Source organism: Trinickia dabaoshanensis, assembly GCF_002879885.1.
GTDB classification, from domain to species: Bacteria; Pseudomonadota; Gammaproteobacteria; order Burkholderiales; family Burkholderiaceae; genus Trinickia; species Trinickia dabaoshanensis.
The window spans coordinates 13,325-38,043 of record NZ_PNYA01000002.1 but is presented as its reverse complement, the minus strand read 5'-3'; the positions used below and the strand labels follow the sequence as shown (position 1 = coordinate 38,043).

Below are 24,719 nucleotides of genomic sequence, written 5' to 3'. Positions count from 1 at the left end.
ATCGGCTTTTCTCAAGCTAGCGGAGCGAGGGCGGTGAGCAATGGGATGGCGGGAATGGCCGATGGGCGGTCTAGCAAGTGGAGCATGCTTGGCCGTCGTCGGCCACGTTTGACGACCGGCGAAACGATAGGGAATGCGCCAAGCGCTCGAGAGCGGGACTGTGTATTACTCTTGAGCCGCTGTCCGGGGGCGAGATGTACGCTGGTGTCGTACCGAGGAGGCCTCCGCTCCCGCTCATCTCTACGATAGGATCGCGATGGAAAGTTTGCCAATCTTCTTGCGGCAAGTTCGCAATCGCTCGAAAGAGCACCAACGCGCCATGCGAGTCCTGGCACGCGAGGGCCTTGCTGGCCAAATGATTGCGGTGCTTCGCCAGGAGCTTGATTCGATGGTTCGGGTGATCTACTTACTCACGCAAGGTATCGAGCGCAGAACAAGACTGATTGATGCATCGGTCGGCGGAGAGAAATGGTCCCAACCCGGTTCCCGTGCGTCTGTAACCGATAGAGAAATGATTGATCTCGCGCAGAGCCTGCAAGGTTGGACTCGGTCGGTCTATAGATTTGGTTGCGCATTCATTCATCTCTCAAACCTTCACGACTAAAACGATCGAGACCCTCTGCATCAGTTGCCGCAAGAGGAATGCGAAGCGCTTTTGGCTCATTGTCGTTACTATCATGGCGGCCCCCATGGTGACGACATTCGGTTTGCCGACTTGGTCCCGTATCTGCCCAAGGTTCTTGAAAAGATCGCTGATAACCTCGAGTGCTATCTCGCGGAGCTCGAAGGCGGTCGCTTATATGGCGCGGAGGATCTGTAACCAATGCGACGGGATGTGCTGCAAACCCATTCGTTCGTTCACATGCGGCCCTGCGATCGTTCCTGCCCCCGTAGAGGCGATCATCACCTGTCCGCGTGAAGGGCTCGTTCGCTCACCATCGTCCGCTGGGGACGACCGCGATCGACAGCGGCGCGTACGGATCGTCGTACGCCGTGAGGTGTCGCAGCGGCCTCACGCCGTCCACGCCCAGGTGAATCGCCCCCGCGCCTTGATGGTCCAGCATCAGGAGGCCGCGGTTCGAATCGTGCTGCAAGACGTCGTGCAAGCGAGGCCAGAACGCGGACTCGGGTTCGGGCCCGGCGCGAAACGCGCGGCACTGGTCGCAGTAATGGGCGTAGATCGACCCTTTGCCGGTCCACACGGTCGGATCGACGCGCACCCGCTGGTTGTGGGCCCAACTGAGAATCAGGTCGAAGTCGGACACGTGGCGTTCGGTGATGGTGGCCATGGTGGGCTCCTCGTGAGTGGATGGGGAAGGGCGTTAGCGCCCGCTGCGCAGCGACGGGACGCCGTCGACGTGCAGCGGGACGGCGAGAACGCGCCCGCCTTCGTGCCGGATGTGCGTTTCGTCCTTCACGCCGGGCAGCAGGGCGCGCAGCCGGATCCAGAACATCCGGTCCTGCACGATCTTGTTCGGGCTGAAGCCCCATGCCTGGCATTGCTCGCGAAACGCCTGATACGCCGCGGTCTTGCCGGTCAGGAGGCTCGTGTCGACGCGAACGTCGTGCTCATGCACCCAGCGCGCCAGCGGGTCCGTGTCGTCCTGGATCTGCATTTCGAGCGCGCGGACTTCCGGTGGCGCTTCGTCCGACGACATGAAGCGGCGGCGTTTCATCAGCGACACCGCGCCGGCCAACAGCCAGTCGAGCACCACCACCATCTCCGCCGGATTTTCCGTCACCTGCTCGTGCCAATCGGTGTCGGTGCCGGACGTGTTGTGAAAGGTCGCCGTCATCGGGATCGCGCAGATGCGACGACGGAACCCGACCGAATGATCGTGCGCGCGCAACGTCTCGTTCATCGAGAGTAGGAACGTCGCCTTGGGCCGGATCTGGATCGGGTCTTTGTTCTTGCGGTTGATCTGCTGCGGGTCGCGCCCGACCCAGGACTTGAACTTCTTCGCGTTGACGGTCTCCGATTCGTCCACGCGCACGAGCGTCGCGTTCACCAGGTCGCCGGTCAGGAAGTCTTTGTCGAGGTTTTCCAGGTCGAAGGCGGCCACCTTGGCGTGGAACGCGGCGATGATGTTCGAGAGCGTGCCTTTGCCGTTACCGCCGCTGCCGTGCAACCAGATCGCCTTCTGCCAGTTGTGCGTCGTGAGCGTTGAGCCGAGCGCTTCGGCGATGTAGTCCTGGAGATCACGGCGCGGGGCGATGCGATGCAGGAACCCGCCGAACTTGCTCGCGGGATCGACCGGCCGAAGGTGATACGCGCCATCCTGGTCGACCCGATTCCAGTCGAGATCGGCCTGCACGCAGAACGTCGTGCCGAAACGTTTGGCCGGCCGATGGGCCAAGAGCTGCCCGTCGTTGCGCAGCTCAAGCACGCCGTTTCGCAGTTGCACGAACGTGACCTTCGCGTCGCCCTGAGCCGGTTCTGGCAACGCTTTGAACATCACCAGGTACGCCATCGCGCTCTCGACCATCGAGCGCGCTTCGCGCTTGCTGAACGCTTTCTGCTCGTGATCGCGGAGAAACTCCATCGCGCGCCCGACGAGCTTGCGCTCGGACACCTCTTCCCAATACACGCCGGTCCAGCGGTACAGCGTTTCGTCGTTTTCGCCGCCAGTGATGAGATCCGGGTCGTCTTCGAGCGACGCGGCAAACTGCATCTCGACCGAGGCGTCGGCGTCCATCGCTTGCGACAGCGACCCGGCGCCGGGGGCCGGTTTGGAGCGCCGGGGGCGGGCATTCCGCGATTTCGCCGTCGGCAACGGCGTCACGTTGGTCGGCATCGTGCCGACGTTCATGGGTTGGAAGGACACAGCAGACCTCGTGCGTGAGCAAAGTTGACAAGAGGCCGGGATGCTTTATGAATGGTGTTGGTGTACCCGGTGATGAGGAAGCCGGAATCGCTTTGCCTGGAACGTGAAGCGATTGATCAAGCCGCGCATAACCTGCGCGGCTTTCTTACTCGAGCGGTGCCGGGGCCATGAACGCGGTGACCGGGCGCGGGTTGGCCAGCCACTCGGCCACGAGCCCGCGCAGCGCTTCGGCGGGCTGGACCTCACGCGCGAACACCGCAGCTTCGAACTCGGCGCGCATGCGCTCGGCCATGCGGAAGCTCACGACCGCGGACTTTTCCCGCTTGCGGCGCAACGGCGAACGGTCCGTGATGGTTTGACAAACGGTCATGGCGGATTTCCTCAAACAAAAATCCCGGCGATTTGCCGGGATTCGGGCTGGCCGCGTTCGCGGCCCGGGTGGGAACGTTCACGGCATCGCTTCGAGGTGCCGTAGGGGTACGTTACCGTACCGTTCGCCAGAGTCAACTTCCGTAGACAGATTTGTTGATGAGGCCGAAAGCCTTGATGGAAAAGGCGTTGATGCAAGATGCCCGGGCGTTGCCAGCCCGATGCCGATCGCGGAGGTGGCAAGGGTGGCAAGGGTAGCGGCAAGGGTAAAACGCCTCTACCCTTGCCACCTCGAAGCCTTGATGGGCATGGGTTTGTGGGGTGTTTTTCTCAATTGGCAAGGGTGGCAAGGGTGAATTCAAGTTTATGTACGCGCGCGCACGCGCGCATGCACGAGAAAAACCTCCACCTACCCTTGCCACCCTTGCCAGATGAAGGCATCGGCCGGAAAGCATTGCTGGGCGTGGGTTTCCGTGGCAAGGGTAAATCGCCGGCAGGCTTGCCGTCACCCTTGCCACCCTTGCCGCTACCCTTGCCATCGCGGGCTTACGGTCGCTTTGCGGGCGCGTCACTCGGTGCGTTTGGCCGGCCTCGAAGGCAACTTCAAAACCCGTCCTGGCGGAAAAGCACACTCACCCGGAACCTCGCCGGTGGCTGAAGCCGGGCCCCGATCCGGCATTGCATCGGCGACGTGTTGCAGGGAGAACGCGGCGGGTTCGTCGCTGACGCGATGCGCCGGTGAGCGGAGGCATGCGCGGATCGCCGCGTTTTGTGCTGTGGTGCATGCGCCCTGCGGCCGGCCGATCCGCTCGCACCGCAACTAGGCCGGAGGCAGCCGACCGGGCGCTTGCGCCCAGATCCGGTAGGGGTTCCGCGGCGTGGACGCATACCGCTCATGCGGCACCCGCAGCTCGCAACAACGACCAGTGTTAGCGCTTAAAAAAATGACAGTCAGAATATTGCTAAAGGTCCGAAGGTACGGGAAGCTGGGTCATCGGATGGAGAAACATCCGCCTCATCAAGGACCCCGCGCTTCCGAGCCAAACCATGACGACCACGACCGCAGTTCCTATTCCGCTCGACGACATCCGCAATCGATTCGACGGCGACATTGTGTACAACGACCGCGATTTCCTCGACGCGATGCGGACGTATTTCCCGGACACGGATCCGCGCGTGATTGAAGTCGTCGCCTGCGCCGCCAACCAGGACGGCCAGGGCGGGGTCGACGGGATTTATCGATACCTGGAAAACGGCTTTCACAACAAAGCGGCCTTCCTTCGCGATTTTGAAAAGCATTACCCTGCGACGGAAGGTGATCGTGCTGAATGGGAAAACACCACACTGATCGCACTACCGGACAGCGAGTGCGGCCACGTCTGGGTGTTCGATTCGGACGAACGCATGTGGGATCGCATAGCGTCCTACCGTCGTCAGCAGGAAGGACGAGAGCTACGCGAGGTCGCCTCTCGTGTTATTGGCAAAAAGTTTTTTATTCGGAGTGCTGGTTTCGATATTGCCAAGCCGCGGAAGGTACGAGAGATTGAATCCATAGGCCAGGCACGCGACCGGGCCGCACACTCCACCGAGGACCGACCATGACCGCTACCCTGACTCGCGAAACCCGCACCGACATTCTCAACAACGTGCGCTTGCACTTCATCGACGAACGAGCGATGGGACTCGACCCGTTCGACCGCACGTACTACTTGAACCTGCTGCTGACCATCGACGGCGCCGACTTCGGCGTCTCGTATGTCCGCTGCTTCGACGGGGCGGTTGTGCCTGCGCATGACCGACCAGGCTACGACGAAGCCGGCTTAGCTGGTGCCCGGCAAGCGCTCATCGACGCCCACGGCGACGACGGCGAGCGCTTAGCCTACGACCTCGAGCGCCGGTGTTTGCACGTCGCTGAGATGGCCGCCGTTGCGCACGACGCGACCTGGGCCGAGGCCGCATAGCCAACGCGCCGCACCGGCTCTCCGTGCCCGCCTGACGGCGGGCTTGTCCGTACGAACACGGAATCGGAGAGCGCGATGGAAAAGACCTACTCACTCACGATGGCCCAGGCCGCACGTCGGCTGGGCGTTTCCTATCCAACCGCTCGCCAATGGGCGGTGCGCGGCGACCTGCCGTGCCACGTTGAGCAACCCCTAGGCTTTTGCAGCAGAACGTTCAACGAGGCAGACCTCGACGCGTTCGCGGCAAGGCGGGCGGCCGAGACCACCATCGGCGCCGACGAACTGACGACCACGCAGGCGGCGCAAATCGTCGGGCACCGATGGCCCGGTGCGGCCAGCCTGCTGTTGAGGAGCGCTGGCGTTCCGTTTCGAAAAATCGGGGCGCGCCTCGTCTTCACGCGCCACGCGGTCGAAGCCTACGCCGCCGCGCACCCGCACGCAGCCTGGCTCCGCATCAGCGACGTGGTCCAGCGATTTCGAGTGACCCGGGCGACGGTCGAGCGGTGGGTCGATGATGGGCGTTTGCCGTGCGAGCGGGATCACCGCGGGCGTCGACGGTTCCGCCAGGCAGACGTTGACGCATTCCGATGGCTGGCCCGATCAACGCGAAACCTCGACAGGGTCAGGAGCGAGCGAAAGAAGCGGCAAGAAGCGGTTCGGCAAGTACGGCTTGAGGCGCCGGAGCTGGGCGCGAGCGATGCAGCCCGATTCCTGGGCTACGCGAGCCCGATCTCCGTCTGGCGACTGGCGAACGCCGGAAAGTTGCCATTCACGTTGAACGAGCGCGGGCGACGGCGATTCGCGCGGGCGGAGCTGGAGAGATTCAAAGCGAGGAACGGAGCGCCGAAGCGAGGGCGGCCGAATGCGGTGTGCGGCGAATCGGTCAGCGTCGGTGCTGGCCTTTCCGAAGCAGCGACGCCAAGTTTAGCGCGTTGTTTACAACCAAAGCGCGCTCGGGTTGGGGCAGATCTTTGAGCGACCGGATCAGCGCTCGCGCTTCATCCTCTGGGTTTTCCGATACCTGTAGCAGTAGTTCCTCGATCGGGTAATCCAGTAGGTCACAAAACTTCGCCAGCCGCTCGAGCGAAATCGCGACCTTGCCGCTTTCCATGCGCGACATGGTCTCCTCGGCAACGCCAATTTTTTCGGCCAGCACGGCCTGCGTCAATCCCAGCGCCCGACGACGATCGGCCAGGCGTTGACCAATCCCGTCGATCAACGCTCGTCCGTTTCGCTGCTTCGCACCCTTACCCACGGTCACACCTGCAAAAAGCATCATTGATGACGTGAAGTGTCAGGCGTTGCTTTAGTCATTAGAATGATGAAAAATGCAGGTTGGAGGAGTTTCATGACGGATTTTGCATCTTTTGGGGTTCGGCCCACAACATCGGGGATTTATATGGGAAATATGAAGACGCTGGCAGCGGCAGCCCTCTCTGCTTCGCTTGCCGCCTGCGGCGGTGGGGGCGGAGGATCGTCGGGCGGTACATCGACAACGTCGTCGAGCCAGTCGAACGGCCAAGCGCTGCTCGCCGCGTATACGGTCCCGGCGTCGATCGCCGCGGATAAGGTCCAGAACTACGGCACGCCGTTCTCGGCCGGCAACACGTACCTCCAAGCCAACTGCGCCGTCGCTGGCGAAACGAGCACGACGGTCTATGTCACGCCGAACACGGTTGTCTACGCGACGACCGGCGTCAGCGACAAAGCGCAAGCGCTTGCGGCCGACCTGGCGGAGCAGGGCATCGCCGCGGACAAAGCGTTCCTGGGTTTGAGCACCGGCACGGTCGGCTACGACGGCACGCGGATCAATGTGTGCGTCGATAGCTCGCTGGGCGCGAGCATCGGCGAAACGGGGACCGGGGTGAGCGGGCAGGGCGCGCGCGATGTTTTTCAGGTGATGAGCGCCGACTCGCCCAATTTCGATTCGAGGTATCCCGGAGCAACCAGCCTGGCGAGCTACGGCACGCTCTACACGCACGAACTCATGCACGTCGCGCATGAAGCGCTGCTCGGGCCCGTCGCCCAGGGCGCGCTCGAACGCTGGTTCGCGGAAGGCTTGGCCACGGCCGCGGTCGGCGCGCCGCTCCCCTCGAAAGCCACGATTCTCGGCTACGTCGACAGCCAGGACTTGATCACCGCAGCCGGCGTGTCGGACATGAACGTTTATCCCGCTTATCAAGCGACGACGCAATACATCCTTGGCGGCAACGGTGGCCTGAACTTCGGCGCGAAGAACATCCCGGCCTTCCTATCGACCGTGAAGGCCAATGCTATCGCGGCGTGCCAGGCGCCGATCCCGTCGGGCATCGGTGAGCCTTCATACCTCACGGACGGCATGCCGGCCGGCACGTACAACACGTGTTACCACTCCGGCGGAGCGGTCGACCAGCGCGTCACGGCGGCGTTCCACACCACGTTCAACGCCACCTTCAAGAACGCGGACAACACGCCCTTGTTGCTTCACGTCGCCGACGGAGCCAACAGCCTTGAAGCAACCCTGCATGCACGGCTCGACGCCTATCTGCCGTGACCGGAAAGGACTTTCGCTATGAACCGTCATGCACTGCGGCGTTTGGGCGCTGCTTCCGCCCTGCTGTGCCTATCCGCTTGCGCCGATGTTTCAAACGGACTGAACGCCGCGGTCGACAAAGCCAACGCCGCGTTTAACCAGGCGCTTGGGAGCCTGAGCGGTGGATCGGCCGGCAGCGCGAACGCCAGCGCAAGCGGTCCGGTCTACACGCCGATCAGCGGGGGCAATTCGTTGTCGGGGCTTTTCACGGGGCAGAACCAGCAGCGGGCGAACTATGGCCAGATTCCATACCCGCGCGTCGCCCTGGATTACTTGACCTACGGCGCAAATCTGCCGTGCTGGAAGATCCGCGCGACGATCTGGTCGAACGCCAGGCATTCGCACGACGAGACGTTCCAGATCTGCGACGTGCCGATCGTCGTGAAAGATGCGATCGGCCAAGCGGGCACGCTCAACACGCAAGGCATCATCGACAAGATCGACGGGACGCGCGCACCGCTGAACGTGGCGAACACCGGCGAGCAGCGCACCCGCGGCCCGCTCCCGCCGCTTCGCCCGTTGAGCGTTCAGCTGGTGTCGACCGGCCCGATGTTTCAAGGCAATCCGCTCCAGACTCGGCTCGATGCGATCAACGCGCGGATCGCATACGTCTCCGGCTACGTGCCGCTGGGTGATAGCACTCTCATGAGCGTCGTGAGCAGCGCGTTCTACGACTACCGCATCTGGATCTGGAAGTTCGAACAGGGTGGAATGCAATCGTGATCGACGCTGCCCGTCAAGACAACATCAACTTCAACAACGAGAACATCATGTCGTTCAACCCAACGCACCGTCATTCCTGCGGATTCGGCCGCTTCCGGCTCGAGCTGGATCCGAACAGCCGTCAACTGCTGATCAAAACCGGCTGGTTTAGTGCGCCGCAGATCATCCGCTTCGACCAAGTCCGAACCGTCGAGGTATCGACATCGAACAACATCCGCAAGCCGTACGTGCAGATCAACACGACCGACCTTGACCGGCCGCAGCACCGCGTGTCGTTTCACACCGGCGGTGGCGCTGAGCAATGGTACAACCGGCTTGGCGCAGCGATGGACATGCAGGGATTCCGTTAAAAGCCAAAAAACAAGGCCATAGAGGCAGTCGTCATGAACAGCAAAAAGCAAACCCTCGCATATGGTGCGTTGATCGCCATGGCCGCAGCGCTGACCGGGTGCAGCGGTGGACCGTCGAAAGGCGATTTGAAAGACGGCCTTGCCGCGTACTTCAAAGAAAAGCCGCAGCAAGCGTGCTGGAACGTTGAAAACAGCCAAGCGGTTCAGTGGCCGATCCGCATCCCGATCGCGGGCATGGACAAAACGCAACGCGGCATTCTCGACGGCGTGAACCGCTCCGGCGTCGCGACCGTGATGAGCGCGCCGGTGCAGGAAGGCGACGGCGTGACCGTCATGGCGCTGACGATCACGCTGACGGACAAGGGCAAGGATGCGAAGGCGTGGGATCCGAAGAAAGGCTTTTGCGTCGGCACACGCGAGGTGCAGGACGTCAACGAGTTCACCGTGCCGAACAAGGACACGGAGGGCATGACCGATGTCAAATTCACGTGGCGTTACGACGATTTGCCGAGCTGGGTCGATCGGGACAACTTCCCCGAGCTGCCCGGCATGACCGCCCTGGTCAACGACGAGGCGATGATGCAGAAAACGAACAACGGGTGGCGTGTGCAGTGACATGCCCGTTGGTGCGCCAAACGTGTAAGCCCGCCGGTGATGGCGGGCCGTGGCCGGTAAGCGCCGGGCGCTTGTCAGAGCCGCGTATGTTGACGCGACAGAAGCGGTGCGTCCGCGCTGTTCGCCGCGACCTCGTGCAGCGCCTGCGCTTCCAGCGTGCCGAGCCAATCGAGCGATTCGTTGGTCACCAGCGGCAGGCCGGCGTTGATCGCCGGGGCGTGCTCGTCGAGGACGCGGCGTAGGGCGAGAACGTCGCGGTGTTCCGCCCCATGCAGCGCTTCTTTATGCGCCTGAGACAGGCAGTGTTTGAGCTTCGAGAAGGGCCAAGCACGGCTCGGGCTGCGGATGAGCGCGCAGCATTCGAACTCTTTGTCCGGCCACCAACGGCTGGCGTTATCGTAGCTGCCGGCCGGCTTTCCGCCACGCTCGTAGTCCGCCAGGGCTTTGATGGCGGGAGTTTGGCGATCGGCTGGGATGGTCAGCCAGGCACGTTGATGCTTCGTGAGTTTCGGGACAGCGTTATTTGCAGTGTTCGTCATCATGGCTCCTTGGTAGCAGACCGGAATGGTCTGGTACTGCGCCGACCCGCACGTCAGGCGGGCACTGGGGGGAGCGTTGAGGCGGAACGTGGCTCGCTGCTTACGCCTCTAGTACTACCTTGTTCGAGAAAAAATGCAATATGTTCCGGCGTAAAAATTTTTGAACGATCATCTTTCGATCACGGCGACAGAGTTCGCCGCTTGGCTGCTCTCGCCGCAGGCGATCGGGCCGTGTCCCTGGTTCGTCCGGCAGGCGGAACCATCGACGTTGACGTGCCGCCGCGCACGCGAACCCGACGGTGCCGCAGCCGACATCCTGGCAGCCCTGTCCGAACTGAGCCAATGATCGGTAGACCGTTCATCCAAAAAAAAGATCGAAAAAATATTGCGTTGCCTAACGTACCTGGTAGCGTACAGAGAAGCACTTCGGACGCAAACGGCGGAGGTCGGCATGACGTTTCTCAATCAAGTGATCGATGAACTCCGTGGCTTTCACGCTGCATGGCTGGACTGCCGGCCGCTCGCGATCGCGGGCTTGACGCTCGCCAGCGCACTCCGCGTCGGGCTGCACGACACGTTCGCCCTTGGCTTGGCTTTCGTAGTGTTCGCAGCCCTCGCGTGGGGCAGCGAGGTGCCCGATGGCAAAGCATGACCAACACGACGTTCGACGTGAATCGGTGGGGCAGGAACGATGTGCTCTTCCGCAACACGGCGGGACGTCGATGACCACCTCGGGCCATGTTAGCCGCCACGTTCCGCGCGCTGACCGACCCTTTCAGGGCGGCGCACGGAGCCGATCGGCGGCTCTTTGAGGCCCAACGTTCATCGCCCGCGGGGCGGATAAGGAGCACACCATGCATCACCTGACCACGTTTCAACTGCTGCTCGTCGCGATGGCCTGGGCCGTCGGGCTCCACTTCGTCCGCGCTGGCCGTGTTGCGCTGAAGAACGCCTGGCGCCTCGAACACGCCGGTGCGGCAGGCACGGACTTCGACGCGATCTGGGACCACGACCGCGCCGTGAAGCGGGAAGGCACGAAAGCCGCGCTGAGCCTCGCCGTCGGCGTCACGACGCTGGTCCTGATCGGCGGCTTCACGTTCGTCGTCGCCGTCGATACGTTCTTCGCCACGTTCGGTCATTGACCGACGGCGCCGACCCGCTTTCTCGGAGATCGTCATGGACCTGTCTGCCGCGAACATCGACCGCTACATCGCTGAGCGCGTCCGCGCGGCGCGTGAGGACATCGCCAGCGAGCCCGAGGCCGCCTCGGTCGCGGACGATCCCATGTACGCGGACGACATCCGCAAGCGCCCGTTCGTCAACTTCCGCGGGGGGAAGATTTACCGGCGGGTGGGCAAGCGCGAGATCATTTACGAAATCGCACCCTGGCAGATTCGAGCCATCCGCGCGTGCGACAAGCTCTCATGCATCGAGACGCTGGACGGTCAGGAACACCTGTGCGACGGGACGCTGAGCGAGTTCGTGCGGATCTTCCCGTCCGAGCTGCTGCGCGTACGGCGCGACTTGGTCGTCAACCGTTCGCTGATCAAAGAGTTCCACGTGTTACCGCGCGGCTGCGGCGAAGCGAAGCGTCGACAACTTGTGGTCGACGGCCTGCCCGAACCGGTGGAGGTTGCGCGGCGCCAGGTTCCGGAGGTCGAGCACCTGATTCTCGAGCAGGCCGAGTTCGACCGCATTTTCGACGAGCTGGCGCCGACGGAGGATCCGATGGGCGTCAAGCTGGTTGTGCCGCGGCACCAGAGGGGGCACTTTGCGCGGTATTTGCCGGCGATGAGCGCCTAACGACCACTATGGCTTACGGGCAGGCGCGGTACTCGCCTCGACGGCCTTAGATTTCGCAATCAAGCGGATGCAGGCGTGGATCGTTGCAAGGTAATAATAGAACATCCAGCTTAACCAAATCGACGAATCGTAGTCGGTTTTCTGGTCTTTACGATGATGCCGAATGCCAAAGTTGTTGGCCAACTGAAACAGGTCGGCCTCGTCTTTCGAGTTCAAAACGGACTTGGCCTCGGTTCTTAAAAACTCAAGCACATCGGCCAGATCCCGCACAGCGTCTTTCCGTTCAGCGAGGGCACGGCGGCGATACTTGAGCTTGGCGGCTTCGATCCGATCTCTGACGTTTGTGCTATCGGGATGTGGGATTTCAGCGGAGAGCATCGGCGCAAACTCATCCTCGGCCAACGCCAAGATTTCGCCATTCGTGGAAAGCTCAAAGCCACGCCCGTAGTCCGCCAGGATGTCGTTCATCTCCTGGCGGAAGATTTCTCGGCCGGCTCGTGGGTCAAACTTGGTGTAGTGCCATCCACACTGGTTGTACTGATGGTATTCCCCATCGATACCCTTGGAGGCGTGATCGTGGAGAAATTCGATCATGTCGAACAGATCGTCCTCCGAATACGCGCCTAGTTTGTCCCAAACCGGCCAGAGTTCCATTGTGCGTAGCTTGCGAAAGACGAACAAATTGATGTCCTTGCCAGCCTTGCCTTCCACATCCCCGGCATCTACGCAGGAATAGCCGAACCATTCCTGGAACAAGCCGTCTTCACACAATCTGTCGAAAGCCGCCTGGAAGAAACGCTTGAAATCAACCAGACTGAACCCCTCGCCAGGAGGTCGCTTGCCACTCCTGACGGAATAGTAGTTTCGGCGCGGGGGAGCCTGGTCGCGTGCGCTCATCGCTGCTTCCTTCCATGCAAATGAAGATCCCCAAATAATAGGCCACTGTGATTGGCTCAGTCGCGCACATGCAACCTGCGACTCAAGTGTGCGCGGCATGTGCAATGCTGGGGTGTGGCTGCCATGCGTACAATGCCCTGATCGTCCGTTCGTCCGAAACGCATCCATGGGCCGTCCCCGTCTCCGCAGGAATCTACCGCCGCTCGTCGAACTGCGCCCGTCTGGTTTCCTGGGCACCGAAGTCCCGCTCGACGGACGACGGTTCGTCTTGAAGAAAGTGTTGGTCGCGATCGCCGACGGCAAGGACGTATTCATCCTGCTCGCCGATGGCTTGCTCGTTCGTGCGCAGACGTCGCTCGACGTCATGGAGATCGTCTACCCGGCGCTGTTCGTGCGCGTCTCCCGTGAGCTGCTCGTACCGATCGCACGCGTAACGGCGATCGAGGCGCTGCCGTGCGCTCGCGGTGCAACACCGCATCGATTGCTGACCGTGAAGGGCTTGGACGGCGACCACGTTAAGACGCTGATCCAGCTTGCTCACAAAAACCTGAAAGACCGAGTCGGTGTGAGCCAGGCTCGGATGGCCGAGACGCTCGCTCGCATCAAAATCCGCGACCGCTTCGTCGACGAGCGCATCAGCGTTGCCCGAGCCCGGATCCCTGCGGTCACGACTGCTTTGGTCGCTTACGAGGCCGAGACTGGACGCCGCATCAAGCGGCACGGCCACATCGCCGACGCTTGATCGGATCACCTCCGATCGTTCGCTCGGAGATCTACGTTCCCCACCGCCCGCCTGTCGGCTCCCGTTCACAACGCTCGTCGGGCAAGCCGTGGGGTTGCCCTCGCGTTGCAAACCGGTGCGGCCGTGGACAACGCAGGCACGGTGATGGCGGGCTTTGCAACCCCACCGTTTCGTCATCCCAGCCCCACAGACTTTCTGCGTTTTCCGGGTTAAGGTAGGGTGGTTGAGCGATTTTTAAAATCGTCAAATCGGTTCCGCTGCACCCACAACCAACGGAGCCATTATGACGAAGCAAACCGCAGTTCAATCCCTGATCGCAACGCCCATTCTCGACGCGATCCAAAAGCTCAACCCTGCTTCGACCGACGAGCAACGCACCGCGCTCGAGCAGAGCTTGCGCGAAATCGGCCAGGTCAACGACATCATCACCGCGCACAACGGTGCCTTCGTGCTGGACGGTCGCGATCTGCTGGCCGCATGCCAGGCCGTCGGCATCGAGCCGCGCATCCGCGACCTGGGCGAACTGGCCGACGACGAAATGGCCGCTTACGCGCATCACGGCAACGCCATGCGCAAGGAACTGCCCCCCGGCGCCCGTGCGCTGATGGCCGCAGCGCGTGCGACCCGTACGCGCGGCAGCAACCAGCATGACGCCGCAGCGGCACCCACGATCGCCCAAGCGGCGGCCGACGCCGGGGTGTCGAGCGACTCGGTGCTGCGCGCGAAGACCGTCGCCGCGTCCGGCTGCGATGCGCTGATCACCAAGGTGGCCGAAGGCGCCATCCCGGTGTCGGTCGCGGAAAAGCTGGTGAAGGCGTCGAAAGGCGACGCAGCGTTGATCGAGCGGATGGTCGAGTCGGGCATCGGCCGTGTCCAGCGCGAGTTGTACAAGGACGAGGTTCTCAAGCCCAAGCGTGAGCGTGCGAAGCAACTGGTCGCGAGCAATCCGATCGCCGCTCATCAGCTCAACGACTTCGCTGAAGGTTCCTTCCAAGTGATTCAAGCCGACTTCCCGTGGCGCTACAGCGAGTCGAGCGATGGGATGGCGGATCCGTGCCATCACTACCCGACGATGTCCCTGAACGAGATCAAGGCGATGCCGATCGGGCGCCTTGCGGCCGAAGATTCCGTCTTTTTCATGTGGTGCGTCAACGCGATGCTGCCGGAAGCGCTCGACGTCATGAAGCACTTCGGGTTCGAGTACGTGCACAACATTGTGTGGGCGAAGGATTCGCACGTGATCGGAAACGGTGCGGTGATCAGCTGCCACGAGATGTTGCTGGTCGGGCGCCGCGGCCTTGCGCTCCATCAACCCCGTGTGAAGAAGATCCCGTCGTGGCACGCGACGGAGGGGCAGCGTTTCGCGCACAGCGAGAAGCCGGCCTGGTTCAGCGAGCAAATCGACCGGGTGTACGGCGACTGCACGAAGCTCGAGCTGTTCGCCCGGGCCCCTCGTGCCGGCTGGACGACGTGGGGCAACGAGCTGGTGCTGCCGGACGCGCCGAACCTGGAGACGGTGACGAGCAACGTAGATGAGGAGGCGAGCAACGACAAGACGTTCGAGCAAGCGATTTAACCCTGACAACACACCCACCAAACGTCTTTTCCCCCTTTTGGAGAACAACATGGAAATCCAGTGCACCAACGCCGAACTCGCCAACTTGATGCCGTTGTTGGCGAAGCTGCCCGCTTTCAACCTTTCGGTTGTCGATACTCGTCGCGGCGTCGTAGACGGCGCCGCTGCGAAGGCTGCTCCGCCGACCGTGAAAGTGCCGTCGTCGTCCGTTCTGCCCGACGCTGCGCTGGTGCAATCGGCCGTTGTCGTGCCGAACGTGTCGGTGCCCGCGACGCATTCGGCACCAGCAGCGTGGATGACGGCCATGGAAGTGGCGAACCTGTTTGGTTACGACAGCTCTCAGGGCGGTATCGCACTCATGAAGCGCGCCGGCATCGCGCCGAAGGTCGGCACGCGTTCGGTGTTTTACGATCGTGCAGCAGTCGAACGCTTGAAGGCACAGTTCGATGAAACGCTGTCGATTCAGGACGCTGCGGAACTCGCCGGCTACCAAAGTGATTGTGGCTTGTACTATCACCTCCAGCGTCGCCGTATCACGCCGACGATCGTTGCGGGACGGACGCGCTTCAAGCTGTCCGACGTCGAGCAGTTTATGAAGCTGCGCGGCCGCCCGTAGCCGTAGATTCGCCGATATGGTGAAACAGTAACGCGGTTCGTATCACCGGTGCTACGGCACTTTCAAACGCGACTCGTCGGGAGGCAAGCCCGACACACGCTCCGGTTGGTCGGGGGCCGACGATCCCTGCAAGACGTCTCGTCATCGTCATAAGGTAGTCCAATCGATTCCTCGGATGATATATTTGCTCCACAAAAATCCGAGGGTGTACTCAAAATGAGTTTCGCATTCATTCGGGAGGACGATACGACCTCCCACGGCGGGCGTGTGCTCGCCTGTTCGCCAGCCAACAAGTCGGACGACAAAGCGATCGCGCTGCTGGGCGATATGACGTCGTGCCCACGTTGCGGCGGCGTTTTTCCGATCGTGAGCGTCAAGAACCTCGGCGTCAGTTTCGATGGCCGCCCTGTCGCCTCAGAAGGCGATAAGACTGCTTGCGGCGCAACGCTCATTGCGTCATCGCGCGGATGCACCGCGTCACCGACATCGGGAACCGGTGCACCGGTGGGAGGCGGAAAGCGTGTGGTATCGCAACTGGCCGACTCCGCGCAAGAGGGGCCATACAAGGGCCGGTTTCAGGTGCTCGACGACAGCACTGGGCAGCCGATCGCGAACCACCCGTATACGGTCACATCGACGGCTGGCCAGACCATCACGGGCCGCACCGATGCGAACGGCTTCACCGACTGGCTCGAAAGCCATGCCACCTCCTCGCTCACCTTCGACCACCCGGGATCAACGGGCAACGCATGACGGACTATGCAAAGGGTTCCGGCTCGGGCTCAGTCGGATCGGGGCAAGGGCAAACGAACACCGTGCGGTTGCGTCCGAACACGTTGGATCCGCAGGACCGGCGAGTGATCTGCTCGGCGATCTGCAAGTGCGACGCGATGCCCTCGATCGGAAGCGAGGGCCAAACGTTGAAGCAGCAGTGCGTCAGCGGGCGATTGAGAGCGATGGACGCGCTCACGGACCATCAGAGCCCTTATAAGGCCGAGGTGAACTACGACATGAGCCGTGTGCCGCCGGCGCCGATCATGGACTCCGGTATCGCGACGAAGACGCACGATTACCTGCCAGGCTGGATCCAGAAATATTGGCCCGGCGGCTTGGCCGATTACACGCCTGGAGTGGGCAACATACGTCGGCCCGACGTCGTCATTGTGAACGACCCTTCGTTGCCACCCACGCAAGACAACCTGAAATCCGTGGTCGAAATTAAGTTCGGGGACGACAGCTTCACCAAGACGCAACGCGATGCCTACGAGCGCATTGCGGGCGATCCTGCTAAGGTGGTTGCGATGAATCCCCAGGACTGCGGTTGCGACGATGACGCACAGCAATCAGAAGCGCAATCGTCGATTTCCGAGCAAGCGGGCGATTTGTTTTTGAAGGGACTGCAATCGTTTTTGCGTAGTCCTCCGCCTGCGCTACCCCCTGTTTTTGCACCGTGAGCCTATGAACAATCAGGAACTTCAAGCCTGGGCAAGCGATCCATCGCGTGCCGGCACGCTTCCCTACGCGGTGTTCGAGCCGCGGTATCCGCACGACGGTGTGGGCGCCGCTCTCGTGGTGCGCGGGGTCTTGTACTTCAAAGGTGGATACAGCCGCGATGTTCGTCGCGCGCTGACAACGTGCTTCGAGCAGTACAGCGCCGTTGCGGCCGATGCGCTCCGCTGGTTCTGCCAGGACGGCAAGCGGCCGATCAAGATGGCGAAGGCTCCTACGGTAGCGTCGCTCGCGAGCAGTGTTAGCGAGGACGAATCGTTCACGTTCGTGTATTCGAGCGCGGATGCCATTCGTGAAGCAGCGCTATACGAGTTCACGGTATTCTGCCTTGAGAAATGGCAGGCGGCGATGGGCACGAGAGGGCTTGATGTCCTGGTGTTCTCGCTGCCGGTTCCTCTGGTTAAGGCAGATCCCGAGCTTATGCCGAGGCTCTTTGGCACGTTCGCCAACTTGTTGAACGCCGTCCATGGCCACGCCGGGTACGCCGTGAACCTGCCGCCGACAGGGCGGGAGCAGAACGAGAGCAGCGAATACTTCATGTCGCAGCAACTCGGGCCTGGTATTGACGTCGGTGACCCGCTCGCGACGAAGCTCCGCGATCTCGTTGATCGCATCAAAACGGTGGATTGGCTGACGCTCATCGATGACGGAATGTTAAAGCGCGTCGGCGACCTTTCAGCGTTGCAATCCGAGTTACCGAAGGATTGGTTCAACCTGACGCCTTGCGCGCAAGGTTTGCTGATTCGCGCGGGTGTGCTTCCACAGGCTGGGACACCGCAAGGGGACCGTGAGCCGATCGCACCGCCTCCGGCGTATGTGGTGCTCAACGCGGCGCTGCGCGACATCCAGGCGGATACCGTCTCCATCCTTCAGCGCGGGACCGTCAACGGTGACGCGCCGGTGTACAACTCGAAGCCGAGCAGTGATGCCTGGCTTCGCCGTTTCGACGTATCGGAGGCGGGGTTGCTGGAAGCGAAGGCCGCTGTCCTAGATACGCAGAAGCTCAATCCAGATTAGCGTGTCGCGCGAGCGTCATGCTCGCGCTGCGTGTTGTCGCAAGTACTCGCTTTTTCGTTGACGATTGACTGCCTTAAATGACCGAGCAAATCACTTCATGGGATCCGTGGGTTTACATGCGCACCAATTCGTTTGGTCGCCGGCCGCTCATCCTCGGTGAAGCGCCATCGCCGCAGGCTCCGACTGTTTCCTGGTCTGCAGACGCAAAGAGCACCCGAAATCTGGCAACTCTCATATTCGGATCGGCGGCAGAGACCGACAAGCTGAACCGCTCGTTTGAGATGCGAAACGTATTCGAGACCCACCCGGGAAGGAGCAGGGACGGATTCTCCGTGTTCGATTCGGATGGCGCGGCGACCACGCTCCAGCAGCAGTCCGATGCTGGCCTCTTCGACGATCGGGTGACGTTTTTCCTAGGTCTGAGAGTTGCCGCCGGCCTTTGCCGTACACCATCATACGAACTTGCTTTATCGGAGGATTGTCGATTTATCGCAGCCCATGGATGGATCGATTGGCTCCCCGTCGAGGGGAGTTCTGATGCGCTTGGTTTGTTTGTAACGGTGCCGCACCCGCAGTCGTACGACTTGCGCTACGAGCCCGAAGATCTGCTAAAACTTTCCGCGTTGTTCCGTGCTGCGCTCTTGTTGCCGCCTCTTGATTTCCCCTTTGCGTTCTGATGACAACGGGCTTCGCGTGACCGCGTGCCTGAACGCCTCGCCGCGAAACCGTTCATGATCCAGCGGTACGACGTTGGCACGCGTGATCCAGCCAGGGATGACCGGCATGATCGTCCAACCCTCCCGTTCCAGTTCCACTGCTACCTCGTCGATGTCCGCCGGTATGGAGAACGCGATACGGTGCGGCCCGATCCGGCAGACGCCCGCCTCGGGCCAGTGAAACGCCATCTCCCTCCGTCGTTCACCCGACACAGTGCGCATCAGCAGCGCGGCCCATCCCTCGTTCGGTTCGACGTAGAGCAGAGCGGTGCGATCCGACCGCACGACGTTCAGCGAGACGTCGTGCGGCACGAACACATCGTCCGTCTTCACTTTTCCCACGAGGTCGCGCAGCGTTTTTCGGATGAAGCCGGTCGGGGAGGCGGACGCGATGACATCCGCGTACAGCTCGTCGACGTTCAGATCGGTCATTCGTTTATCTCTGCGCGAGCAGCGCGGCGGGCCAGGGCCATCCGCTTCCAGTAGCGCACGACGTCCTCAATCCAGACGTCGGCCGACAGCGTCACCCACCAGCGACCATGATGCTCGTCGGGCAGTGAGATCGGATCCCACGCGGGAAACCGGATCGCCATCGTCGGCGGCAGATCCACTTTGACGAGCAGCGCGTTCGCTTCGATGAACAACCAGGCCGCCGCGTGCCACGACTCGCGCGGCAAGCGGAAGACTGTCCACACCCGGTCGGGCGACACGTCGACGGCGCCGAAGGTACGCTGAAGGACAAACATCAGGCCGTCGCCCTGGGTGGACGGCAGCGATCCGGCCGGCCAGGCGAGGAAGCCGTATTGCATGAACACGTTACCGAGCACGCGGAAGCGGGGCTGCTCCCAGCGTTTGCGCAGCACGGTCTCCGCACCGGCCGCGGTACGAGCCGTCAAAGGCACGACGTGGTTCAAGGAAGCGTGCAGCGCGCGCAGGCGCCTCGCCCGTAGTTCGTCGTCGATGTCGGTGCGCCACTCCAGCAGATCGCGCGCGGCTTTGACGGCCCGGCAGTCGATGCAGCAGGGCACCACGTTGTCGTAACCGGAAACGCAGCCGCCGCTCTGCGCCGGGATGACCAATGCAGCGCAGGCGGGCCTCCGGCCGGCGGTCATGTCCCGTTGCGCGGCGATGAGGCCCTTGCAGTAAATGCAACGCAGGTCGCCGTCCCCATGCGCGTCTTTTCGACGCCAGGGACGCATGATCGGTCGGAATCGCTTGGTCTGCTTCAGTACGTCGATGAACACAGCGGTCAGCGGTGCAGCATCGGGATGCTCTTGGATGATGGTCTGAGTCATGCTCCTCTCCGTTTCGGAACCGGGGCGTTCGCCGGTCTCGCGGTACACCTTGGCGCGACGGGAGGCAGTTGGCAACGATGCAGAGCGATGTACCGACGTGCGGGCTACCAGCGCGACCGACGTTGCGGTTCCGCCCGCGCGGCGATGAGCGGTGGGCGGTGAGAACATGAGGAATGGCAGGGCGGCATTCGCCGCTGGAAAAACCAGAATGGCTCCGCTGGGCGCGACGCACGACCCGCAGTGGCAGGGCTGCGCGCGAGCGATTGGGCGGCAGAAAAAACTGAAACCCGGTCAAAGCCAACGTCAAAGACCAGGGATCTACACCATATACCCTCTGCACCTGGCGGTGCACTGCGCTCTGCTACGTTTTGCTCTCGGGAAGTCTTGCCCCGTGGCGCTGCCCGCTGCCTTCCCGTTAACGTTATTTCTGCCTTCGCCACGCTCGACCGAAACACGTCGAAGCTGGACCACCACAAGCGAAGGCGTTGCCTTCTGGTAGACCGTCCGTCCGCTTTCGGCGAGAAGGCCACGCGAAGGCGTTGCTTTCCGCGCTGGCTCTGGTTGACTGGAATCGTCATCAACACGCCGGAGCAAACGCATGGCGCGCATCCCGTTGAAAAACCTAACCTTGCGCGTGCCGCTCGACACGTACAACGCGCTGCAAAACCTCGCCGACATCGACGGCTCGACCATCACGGACCAGCTTCGTCGCGCGGTCATGCTTCACATCGAAGGGCGCGACATCGAAAAGCTCATTGGGGAACGCCTCGCCGCCGACCATGCGCTGCACCGGGACGCCATCAAGACCGCGATGGAGCGGTGGGGCGATCAGATTTCCGCCGCGGTCGTCGCCAACCTGAATGCGGCCATCGGCTTGCCAATCGAGTAATGCGTTCTCCCGACTTCATTCAACGTTTCAAACTGGAGGCTCCCATGCTTGCTCATCCTAATCCCTTGCTCTGTCCGATCGTGCCCCCGGTACCGAAAACCGAGTCCGAGCAAACCCGGGCCGCGCTCACCCAGGTATCGACCGACATCCGCTTGCTGCACACGCTGCGCCGACTGCAAGCCAAGTGCATTCATGGCCAGGACTTCATCGACGCCCGTGCCTATGAGCGCGAGATCGATGCCCTGGCGTGCCGCATCGACGGCTTCCTTGAAGCGCTCTCGTGCGTCGGTGCGATCGGCGCAGGTTCCGCCTTCATGTATCAACGAGCCGCCGGCGCTGCCCAGCGTCCGATCGCCGTGAACGGTCCGAGCGGTGGTACGACGAAGGCGTACAACGAGTGGCGGACGACGGTGGAACGGCTGTACGTCGACAGCGCACTCACGATGGACGATGTGCGCGGCGACGCCTGACGCCGATTTCCGACGAGCGGTTGCCGCAGACCTTGCATTTTTCTGTGCGTACGAGACGGTACCTGCGTGCCATTTATCACTCGGAGACCCAGCATGAGCACGGAACAAAACGAGCAGCAAACCCAGGAGATGCAACATGCCCGATCAAAGGCCGTGGAGGCGAACGTTACCGCGATCTTCGCGGAGATGCGCGCGGCGATCGCCGACGCGTTACAGGCCCTGCCCCGCGGGACGCGCAACAAGGAGGTTTTGGACTTGACGAACGCGGCGGCGACGGTGTCGATCCAAGCCTTGGGCAAAGCGCCTGAGGGAACGGTCTGGCGGATTGATCGGTCGGTGCTATCGCAGACAGAAGCACGGTCGGAAGCCAAAATGGTCGCATCGACGGCGCTGTCGAAGGGGAATGTGCCGCGGGGCGACGTCGAACATGCGCGGCAACGGTCCGAGTGCGCGCGCCAGTGCGATGAAAAACGCGTTGGTACAGGACTTGGCAGGGCATCCGGTTGAAATAGTGCGCAACCGCTCAGGCTTCTCCTTCGCGCTGTACCGGGTCGCTGCCATTCAGGCGACGGCTGTGCTGCTCGGTGAACGACACGAACGCACGAAGGCAGGCTCGGCCCGCTGGTCCCTCTTTCAGTTCCGGTGGCTCTCCTGGCCTCAGGCTTCATCCAAACGCCGAACTTTATGCGATTTGGCTTGATCGCTGTCAAACGGCCGTTGCATTGCATCCACCAAGATGTCCGTCGTAAGCAAAACGACGACGACCGCCACGGGGATCGGCTAAGGAGCCAAACGTGGGCATTGGAATGATGGCTAAATGGATCGGGTTTACCCCCGAGCCTGAATTGGTGCGGACCGCAGCGGAATACCTTGTTATGCTGTCGCCGTACGCTAACCTGTTGCAAAACTGCGAAGTGGTGGTGGAGTTGGAGGACGAGGAAGGGACGAAACGTTACCGCGCCTGCGTGTTTCTGTCGACGGGTTCTGTTCAAGACGAGGGGCCGGTACGCACGTCCGCGCTTGACCCTATCGACGCTCTTCGGGGGGCGTTCGAGGCTGCAAAAGGGCAGCTAGAGAACATGCTTCGAAATCGGCGATCGTCTCCATAGTCCATGCCCGCACGGGTGCCGCTATCCGGATCAATGCAGTGCTTACCGCTGACTGCCGATCGTCATTGCGCTCCTCTGACTCGAACAGGCGAGGCGGCCAAGTAGAGCGCCGATAGGTTGGCGATTCGATGGTGCGGGAAATTTGATACTGGTCTGCGCTGGTTGTTCCGGTTTAGAGAGATACTAGCGATGTCTGCCAGTGCGCTCTTTCCCCGGGAGCGTACGGTATACAGGTGGCCACCTCGCAATTGAGAAGTCACCGCTTGCACCGGCGCAATGCGTGCGCCGGTGCCTTTTATTTTGATCGAAACTCTTCTTGAAAAACGGGGCCGGGCCGCGAACTTTTGGCGCGCGGAGCCGTCGATGAATCCGTACCCTAGACAACGTGGCACGAACGAGTGGTCCGTGCCACCAGTATTTCCTATCGCCCTATCAACGGCCAGCGAGCGGATATGACCGATTACAAGTTGCGTCCGCATTTGGAGTCACCAGCAGAGACGCTGGATAGGCTCAGGCGTGCTGCGGAGGCCGCCAAAATCGGTACGTTCTACGTTCCTTTGCCCGCTCACCGGATTTATTGGAACGCTCGTTGTAAGCAACATTTCTGGCTACCGGCGGATACACCCGATGATGCGATCGACATGGATCTGTTCTACCGGTCCATTCATCAGGAGGATCGAGAGCGAGTTCGGGCCGCAGTGGACGCGTCGGTAGGAATTGGCGAGCCTTACGACGTCGAATACCGGACCGTCTCGCCCGGCGGTGACGTCCGATGGATCAGGGCAAAGGGTAGCACGACGTTTGAGGGCGGACGTCCGATCAGGTTCGACGGCATAACGGTGGACATTTCGACGCAAAAGCAACTGGAGGCGGAGCGTAATGCGCTGATCTCCAACGAGCGCATGCTGCGACTCGCGTCGCAATCCGCGAACGATGCGAAGGACGCGTTCATTGCTGCCGTGTCCCACGAGTTGAGGACGCCACTCACATCGATCCTGGCGTGGGTGGACCTTCTGACCCAAGGCGCGGACGACCCAAGTTTCGTTAGAAACGGCATGATCATTATCCGTCGCAACGTCTTGGCCCAAACTCGGTTGGTCGATGACTTGCTCGATGCGAGCCGGGTCAGCAGTGGAAAATTCGTTTTGAACAAGGCGAACGTCGGGATCGCCGGCTGTCTGAAAGCGGCTTTGCAAGACATCCGCCCAGTCGCAGAGAGGAAGGGTGTGCTCATTGCCGACCTGGTTGCCGATGAGGTCGAAGTGTTTGGCGATGGTCCGAGGATCCGCCAAGTCTTCGGCAATCTGCTCAGCAACGCCATAAAGCATACGGAGCAGGGCGGAACGATCGTGCCCTGCGTAGCAACTCGCGGTAGCGCTGTCCGTATCAGCATCGCAGACACTGGCGCCGGGATTCCCCCGGACAGACTGAATGACATCTTTGAGCCGTTTGTCCAGATCGGTGGTGCCACGACCGCCGGTTCCGCAGGGCTCGGGCTCGGCCTTGCCATTGCGCGAAGTATTGTTGTCATGCACGGTGGCGATATAACGGCCGACAGTGCCGGGCTGGGCCAGGGATCCACTTTTACGGTGATCTTGCCGCTGCCGGGTCAGCGGCTGCTGGCAGAGCCACCGTTGGAGAGCGCGTTGTATAGATCTGCCCTGAAAGGGAAAACCGTGCTTCTGGTCGAGGACGACGCGGACTCGCGCGAAGCCCTGGCGATGGTGTTGCAGCTGGGTGACGCCACCGTGCACACCGCAAGCTCGGCGGAGGATGCTGACAGGACGCTGATAACCGTTACCCCGGACGCCATCGTTTCCGACGTGGGGATGCCCGGGGAAAACGGCTACACGTTTATGAGACGTTTGCGCGACCAGGGTATTAATGTACCTGCGGTCGCTCTCACCGGGCACGTGCGCAAAGAAGACGAAGTGAGCGCGAGGGACGCTGGTTTTGATGCCTACCTAGGTAAACCCGTTGACCCAGCGAAATTGCTCTCCGTTATCCAACGACTGTTGGGGGCCTGATAGACGCAGCCTGGGTTCGGGGAAGGGTGTTGGCCGAGTGTCACGCGCGAACGGCGCGTGTGTCGAGGGCATAGCTCCCCGTGCCGTCTTGCCGTCGCG

32 protein-coding genes and 1 pseudogene are annotated in these 24,719 nt (G+C 61.8%); 24 read left to right on the top strand and 9 right to left on the bottom strand.

Translation table 11 applies throughout. The features are described from left to right. Positions 1-932: 932 nt before the first annotated feature. The 3 genes from C0Z18_RS02175 to C0Z18_RS02165 all read right to left on the bottom strand — a co-directional run bounded on the left by C0Z18_RS02175 (position 933) and on the right by C0Z18_RS02165 (position 3,195). Positions 933-1,289 (bottom strand): hypothetical protein, encoded by a 357-nt coding sequence (locus C0Z18_RS02175; RefSeq protein ID WP_102643741.1) that lies wholly within the window; start codon positions 1,287-1,289, stop codon positions 933-935. A gap of 33 nt (positions 1,290-1,322) precedes the next feature. Continuing rightward, entirely contained in the window at positions 1,323-2,795 is a 1,473-nt protein-coding gene (locus tag C0Z18_RS02170; protein ID WP_158244189.1) for a DNA primase family protein, read from the bottom strand. Positions 2,796-2,970: 175 nt separating this feature from the next. Next, positions 2,971-3,195, bottom strand: a complete 225-nt coding sequence (locus C0Z18_RS02165; protein WP_102643739.1) for a hypothetical protein — start codon at positions 3,193-3,195, stop codon at positions 2,971-2,973. 1,046 nt (positions 3,196-4,241) lie between these two features. On the opposite strand from C0Z18_RS02165, the gene C0Z18_RS02160 reads away from it, so the two are divergent. From C0Z18_RS02160 to C0Z18_RS33870, 3 genes and pseudogenes are all read left to right on the top strand, one after another. Further along, positions 4,242-4,796: a hypothetical protein gene (locus tag C0Z18_RS02160; RefSeq protein ID WP_102643738.1), complete on the top strand. Its 555-nt coding sequence runs from the start codon at positions 4,242-4,244 to the stop codon at positions 4,794-4,796. Next, positions 4,793-5,155, top strand: a complete 363-nt coding sequence (locus C0Z18_RS02155; protein ID WP_102643737.1) for a hypothetical protein — start codon at positions 4,793-4,795, stop codon at positions 5,153-5,155. The genes C0Z18_RS02160 and C0Z18_RS02155 overlap by 4 nt, the downstream gene beginning before the upstream one ends. 75 nt (positions 5,156-5,230) lie before the next feature. After that, positions 5,231-5,347 (top strand): annotated as a pseudogene (locus C0Z18_RS33870) (helix-turn-helix domain-containing protein); the annotation flags it as partial. Here the strand turns inward: C0Z18_RS33870 and C0Z18_RS33365 are convergent. Next, positions 5,348-5,698 (bottom strand): hypothetical protein, encoded by a 351-nt coding sequence (locus C0Z18_RS33365; RefSeq protein ID WP_233216848.1) that lies wholly within the window; start codon positions 5,696-5,698, stop codon positions 5,348-5,350. It lies immediately after the preceding pseudogene. On the opposite strand from C0Z18_RS33365, the gene C0Z18_RS33865 reads away from it, so the two are divergent. Further along, complete coding sequence (locus C0Z18_RS33865) at positions 5,618-6,130, top strand: helix-turn-helix domain-containing protein (protein ID WP_408646958.1); 513 nt, start codon at positions 5,618-5,620, stop codon at positions 6,128-6,130. The genes C0Z18_RS33365 and C0Z18_RS33865 overlap by 81 nt on opposite strands. Here the strand turns inward: C0Z18_RS33865 and C0Z18_RS02145 are convergent. After that, positions 6,039-6,434, bottom strand: a complete 396-nt coding sequence (locus C0Z18_RS02145) for a helix-turn-helix domain-containing protein (protein ID WP_233216846.1) — start codon at positions 6,432-6,434, stop codon at positions 6,039-6,041. The two genes, C0Z18_RS33865 and C0Z18_RS02145, sit on opposite strands and share 92 nt — an antisense overlap. A gap of 129 nt (positions 6,435-6,563) precedes the next feature. Here C0Z18_RS02145 and C0Z18_RS02140 point away from each other — a divergent pair, with 129 nt between their 5' ends. The 4 genes from C0Z18_RS02140 to C0Z18_RS02125 are packed head-to-tail and all read left to right on the top strand — an operon-like array spanning position 6,564 to position 9,415. After that, positions 6,564-7,688, top strand: a complete 1,125-nt coding sequence (locus tag C0Z18_RS02140; protein WP_158244188.1) for a hypothetical protein — start codon at positions 6,564-6,566, stop codon at positions 7,686-7,688. A gap of 18 nt (positions 7,689-7,706) precedes the next feature. Further along, a complete protein-coding gene (locus tag C0Z18_RS02135) occupies positions 7,707-8,450 on the top strand; it encodes a hypothetical protein (protein ID WP_102643733.1) in 744 nt (247 codons plus the stop codon). Continuing rightward, complete coding sequence (locus C0Z18_RS02130; RefSeq protein ID WP_102643732.1) at positions 8,447-8,800, top strand: hypothetical protein; 354 nt, start codon at positions 8,447-8,449, stop codon at positions 8,798-8,800. Before C0Z18_RS02135 ends, C0Z18_RS02130 begins: the two co-directional genes overlap by 4 nt. 33 nt (positions 8,801-8,833) lie before the next feature. Further along, entirely contained in the window at positions 8,834-9,415 is a 582-nt protein-coding gene (locus C0Z18_RS02125) for a hypothetical protein (protein WP_102643731.1), read from the top strand. A gap of 74 nt (positions 9,416-9,489) precedes the next feature. Here the strand turns inward: C0Z18_RS02125 and C0Z18_RS02120 are convergent, their stop codons facing one another. Further along, positions 9,490-9,957, bottom strand: coding sequence for a hypothetical protein (locus tag C0Z18_RS02120; RefSeq protein WP_102643730.1), 468 nt, complete (start codon positions 9,955-9,957; stop codon positions 9,490-9,492). A 157-nt stretch (positions 9,958-10,114) separates the two neighbouring features. Here C0Z18_RS02120 and C0Z18_RS02115 point away from each other — a divergent pair, with 157 nt between their 5' ends. From C0Z18_RS02115 to C0Z18_RS02100, 4 genes are all read left to right on the top strand, one after another. Then, complete coding sequence (locus tag C0Z18_RS02115; RefSeq protein ID WP_102643729.1) at positions 10,115-10,300, top strand: hypothetical protein; 186 nt, start codon at positions 10,115-10,117, stop codon at positions 10,298-10,300. A gap of 105 nt (positions 10,301-10,405) precedes the next feature. Next, positions 10,406-10,606 carry a hypothetical protein gene (locus C0Z18_RS02110; RefSeq protein WP_102643728.1) on the top strand — a complete coding sequence of 67 codons (201 nt, stop codon included), beginning with the start codon at positions 10,406-10,408 and terminating at the stop codon, positions 10,604-10,606. A gap of 202 nt (positions 10,607-10,808) precedes the next feature. After that, on the top strand, positions 10,809-11,096 hold the full coding sequence (locus C0Z18_RS02105) for a hypothetical protein (protein ID WP_102643727.1): 288 nt from the start codon (positions 10,809-10,811) through the stop codon (positions 11,094-11,096). Positions 11,097-11,130: 34 nt separating this feature from the next. Next, on the top strand, positions 11,131-11,757 hold the full coding sequence (locus tag C0Z18_RS02100; RefSeq protein ID WP_102643726.1) for a LytTR family transcriptional regulator DNA-binding domain-containing protein: 627 nt from the start codon (positions 11,131-11,133) through the stop codon (positions 11,755-11,757). Between the two features lie 6 nt (positions 11,758-11,763). Here the strand turns inward: C0Z18_RS02100 and C0Z18_RS02095 are convergent, their stop codons facing one another. Continuing rightward, complete coding sequence (locus tag C0Z18_RS02095; RefSeq protein ID WP_233216833.1) at positions 11,764-12,654, bottom strand: hypothetical protein; 891 nt, start codon at positions 12,652-12,654, stop codon at positions 11,764-11,766. A gap of 166 nt (positions 12,655-12,820) precedes the next feature. On the opposite strand from C0Z18_RS02095, the gene C0Z18_RS02090 reads away from it, so the two are divergent. From C0Z18_RS02090 to C0Z18_RS32580, 7 genes are all read left to right on the top strand, one after another. Next, a complete protein-coding gene (locus C0Z18_RS02090; protein WP_102643725.1) occupies positions 12,821-13,396 on the top strand; it encodes a hypothetical protein in 576 nt (191 codons plus the stop codon). A gap of 283 nt (positions 13,397-13,679) precedes the next feature. Continuing rightward, positions 13,680-14,972 carry an MT-A70 family methyltransferase gene (locus C0Z18_RS02085; protein ID WP_102643724.1) on the top strand — a complete coding sequence of 431 codons (1,293 nt, stop codon included), beginning with the start codon at positions 13,680-13,682 and terminating at the stop codon, positions 14,970-14,972. Further along, positions 14,929-15,588, top strand: a complete 660-nt coding sequence (locus C0Z18_RS02080; RefSeq protein ID WP_146013914.1) for a MerR family transcriptional regulator — start codon at positions 14,929-14,931, stop codon at positions 15,586-15,588. Before C0Z18_RS02085 ends, C0Z18_RS02080 begins: the two co-directional genes overlap by 44 nt. A gap of 216 nt (positions 15,589-15,804) precedes the next feature. Continuing rightward, a complete protein-coding gene (locus C0Z18_RS02075; protein WP_102643722.1) occupies positions 15,805-16,341 on the top strand; it encodes a PAAR domain-containing protein in 537 nt (178 codons plus the stop codon). After that, positions 16,338-17,042, top strand: coding sequence for a VRR-NUC domain-containing protein (locus C0Z18_RS02070; protein WP_102643721.1), 705 nt, complete (start codon positions 16,338-16,340; stop codon positions 17,040-17,042). The genes C0Z18_RS02075 and C0Z18_RS02070 overlap by 4 nt, the downstream gene beginning before the upstream one ends. 4 nt (positions 17,043-17,046) lie before the next feature. Beyond that, positions 17,047-18,114 (top strand): type VI immunity family protein, encoded by a 1,068-nt coding sequence (locus tag C0Z18_RS02065; protein WP_102643720.1) that lies wholly within the window; start codon positions 17,047-17,049, stop codon positions 18,112-18,114. Between the two features lie 77 nt (positions 18,115-18,191). Further along, positions 18,192-18,791 carry a hypothetical protein gene (locus C0Z18_RS32580; protein ID WP_146013913.1) on the top strand — a complete coding sequence of 200 codons (600 nt, stop codon included), beginning with the start codon at positions 18,192-18,194 and terminating at the stop codon, positions 18,789-18,791. On the opposite strand, the gene C0Z18_RS02060 is transcribed toward C0Z18_RS32580, so the two are convergent. Both C0Z18_RS02060 and C0Z18_RS02055 read right to left on the bottom strand, forming a co-directional pair. Then, positions 18,723-19,262 carry a hypothetical protein gene (locus C0Z18_RS02060; protein ID WP_102643719.1) on the bottom strand — a complete coding sequence of 180 codons (540 nt, stop codon included), beginning with the start codon at positions 19,260-19,262 and terminating at the stop codon, positions 18,723-18,725. The two genes, C0Z18_RS32580 and C0Z18_RS02060, sit on opposite strands and share 69 nt — an antisense overlap. Next, entirely contained in the window at positions 19,259-20,125 is an 867-nt protein-coding gene (locus C0Z18_RS02055; RefSeq protein ID WP_146013912.1) for a hypothetical protein, read from the bottom strand. The genes C0Z18_RS02060 and C0Z18_RS02055 overlap by 4 nt, the downstream gene beginning before the upstream one ends. A 628-nt stretch (positions 20,126-20,753) precedes the next feature. On the opposite strand from C0Z18_RS02055, the gene C0Z18_RS02050 reads away from it, so the two are divergent. From C0Z18_RS02050 to C0Z18_RS02030, 5 genes are all read left to right on the top strand, one after another. After that, complete coding sequence (locus C0Z18_RS02050; RefSeq protein WP_146013911.1) at positions 20,754-21,014, top strand: hypothetical protein; 261 nt, start codon at positions 20,754-20,756, stop codon at positions 21,012-21,014. Positions 21,015-21,058: 44 nt separating this feature from the next. Continuing rightward, entirely contained in the window at positions 21,059-21,484 is a 426-nt protein-coding gene (locus tag C0Z18_RS02045; RefSeq protein WP_146013910.1) for a hypothetical protein, read from the top strand. 93 nt (positions 21,485-21,577) lie between these two features. Next, complete coding sequence (locus tag C0Z18_RS02040; protein WP_102643715.1) at positions 21,578-21,991, top strand: hypothetical protein; 414 nt, start codon at positions 21,578-21,580, stop codon at positions 21,989-21,991. A gap of 287 nt (positions 21,992-22,278) precedes the next feature. Next, positions 22,279-22,593 carry a hypothetical protein gene (locus C0Z18_RS02035; RefSeq protein ID WP_146013909.1) on the top strand — a complete coding sequence of 105 codons (315 nt, stop codon included), beginning with the start codon at positions 22,279-22,281 and terminating at the stop codon, positions 22,591-22,593. A gap of 452 nt (positions 22,594-23,045) precedes the next feature. Continuing rightward, positions 23,046-24,620: a hybrid sensor histidine kinase/response regulator gene (locus C0Z18_RS02030; protein WP_102643713.1), complete on the top strand. Its 1,575-nt coding sequence runs from the start codon at positions 23,046-23,048 to the stop codon at positions 24,618-24,620. Positions 24,621-24,719: the final 99 nt, after the last annotated feature.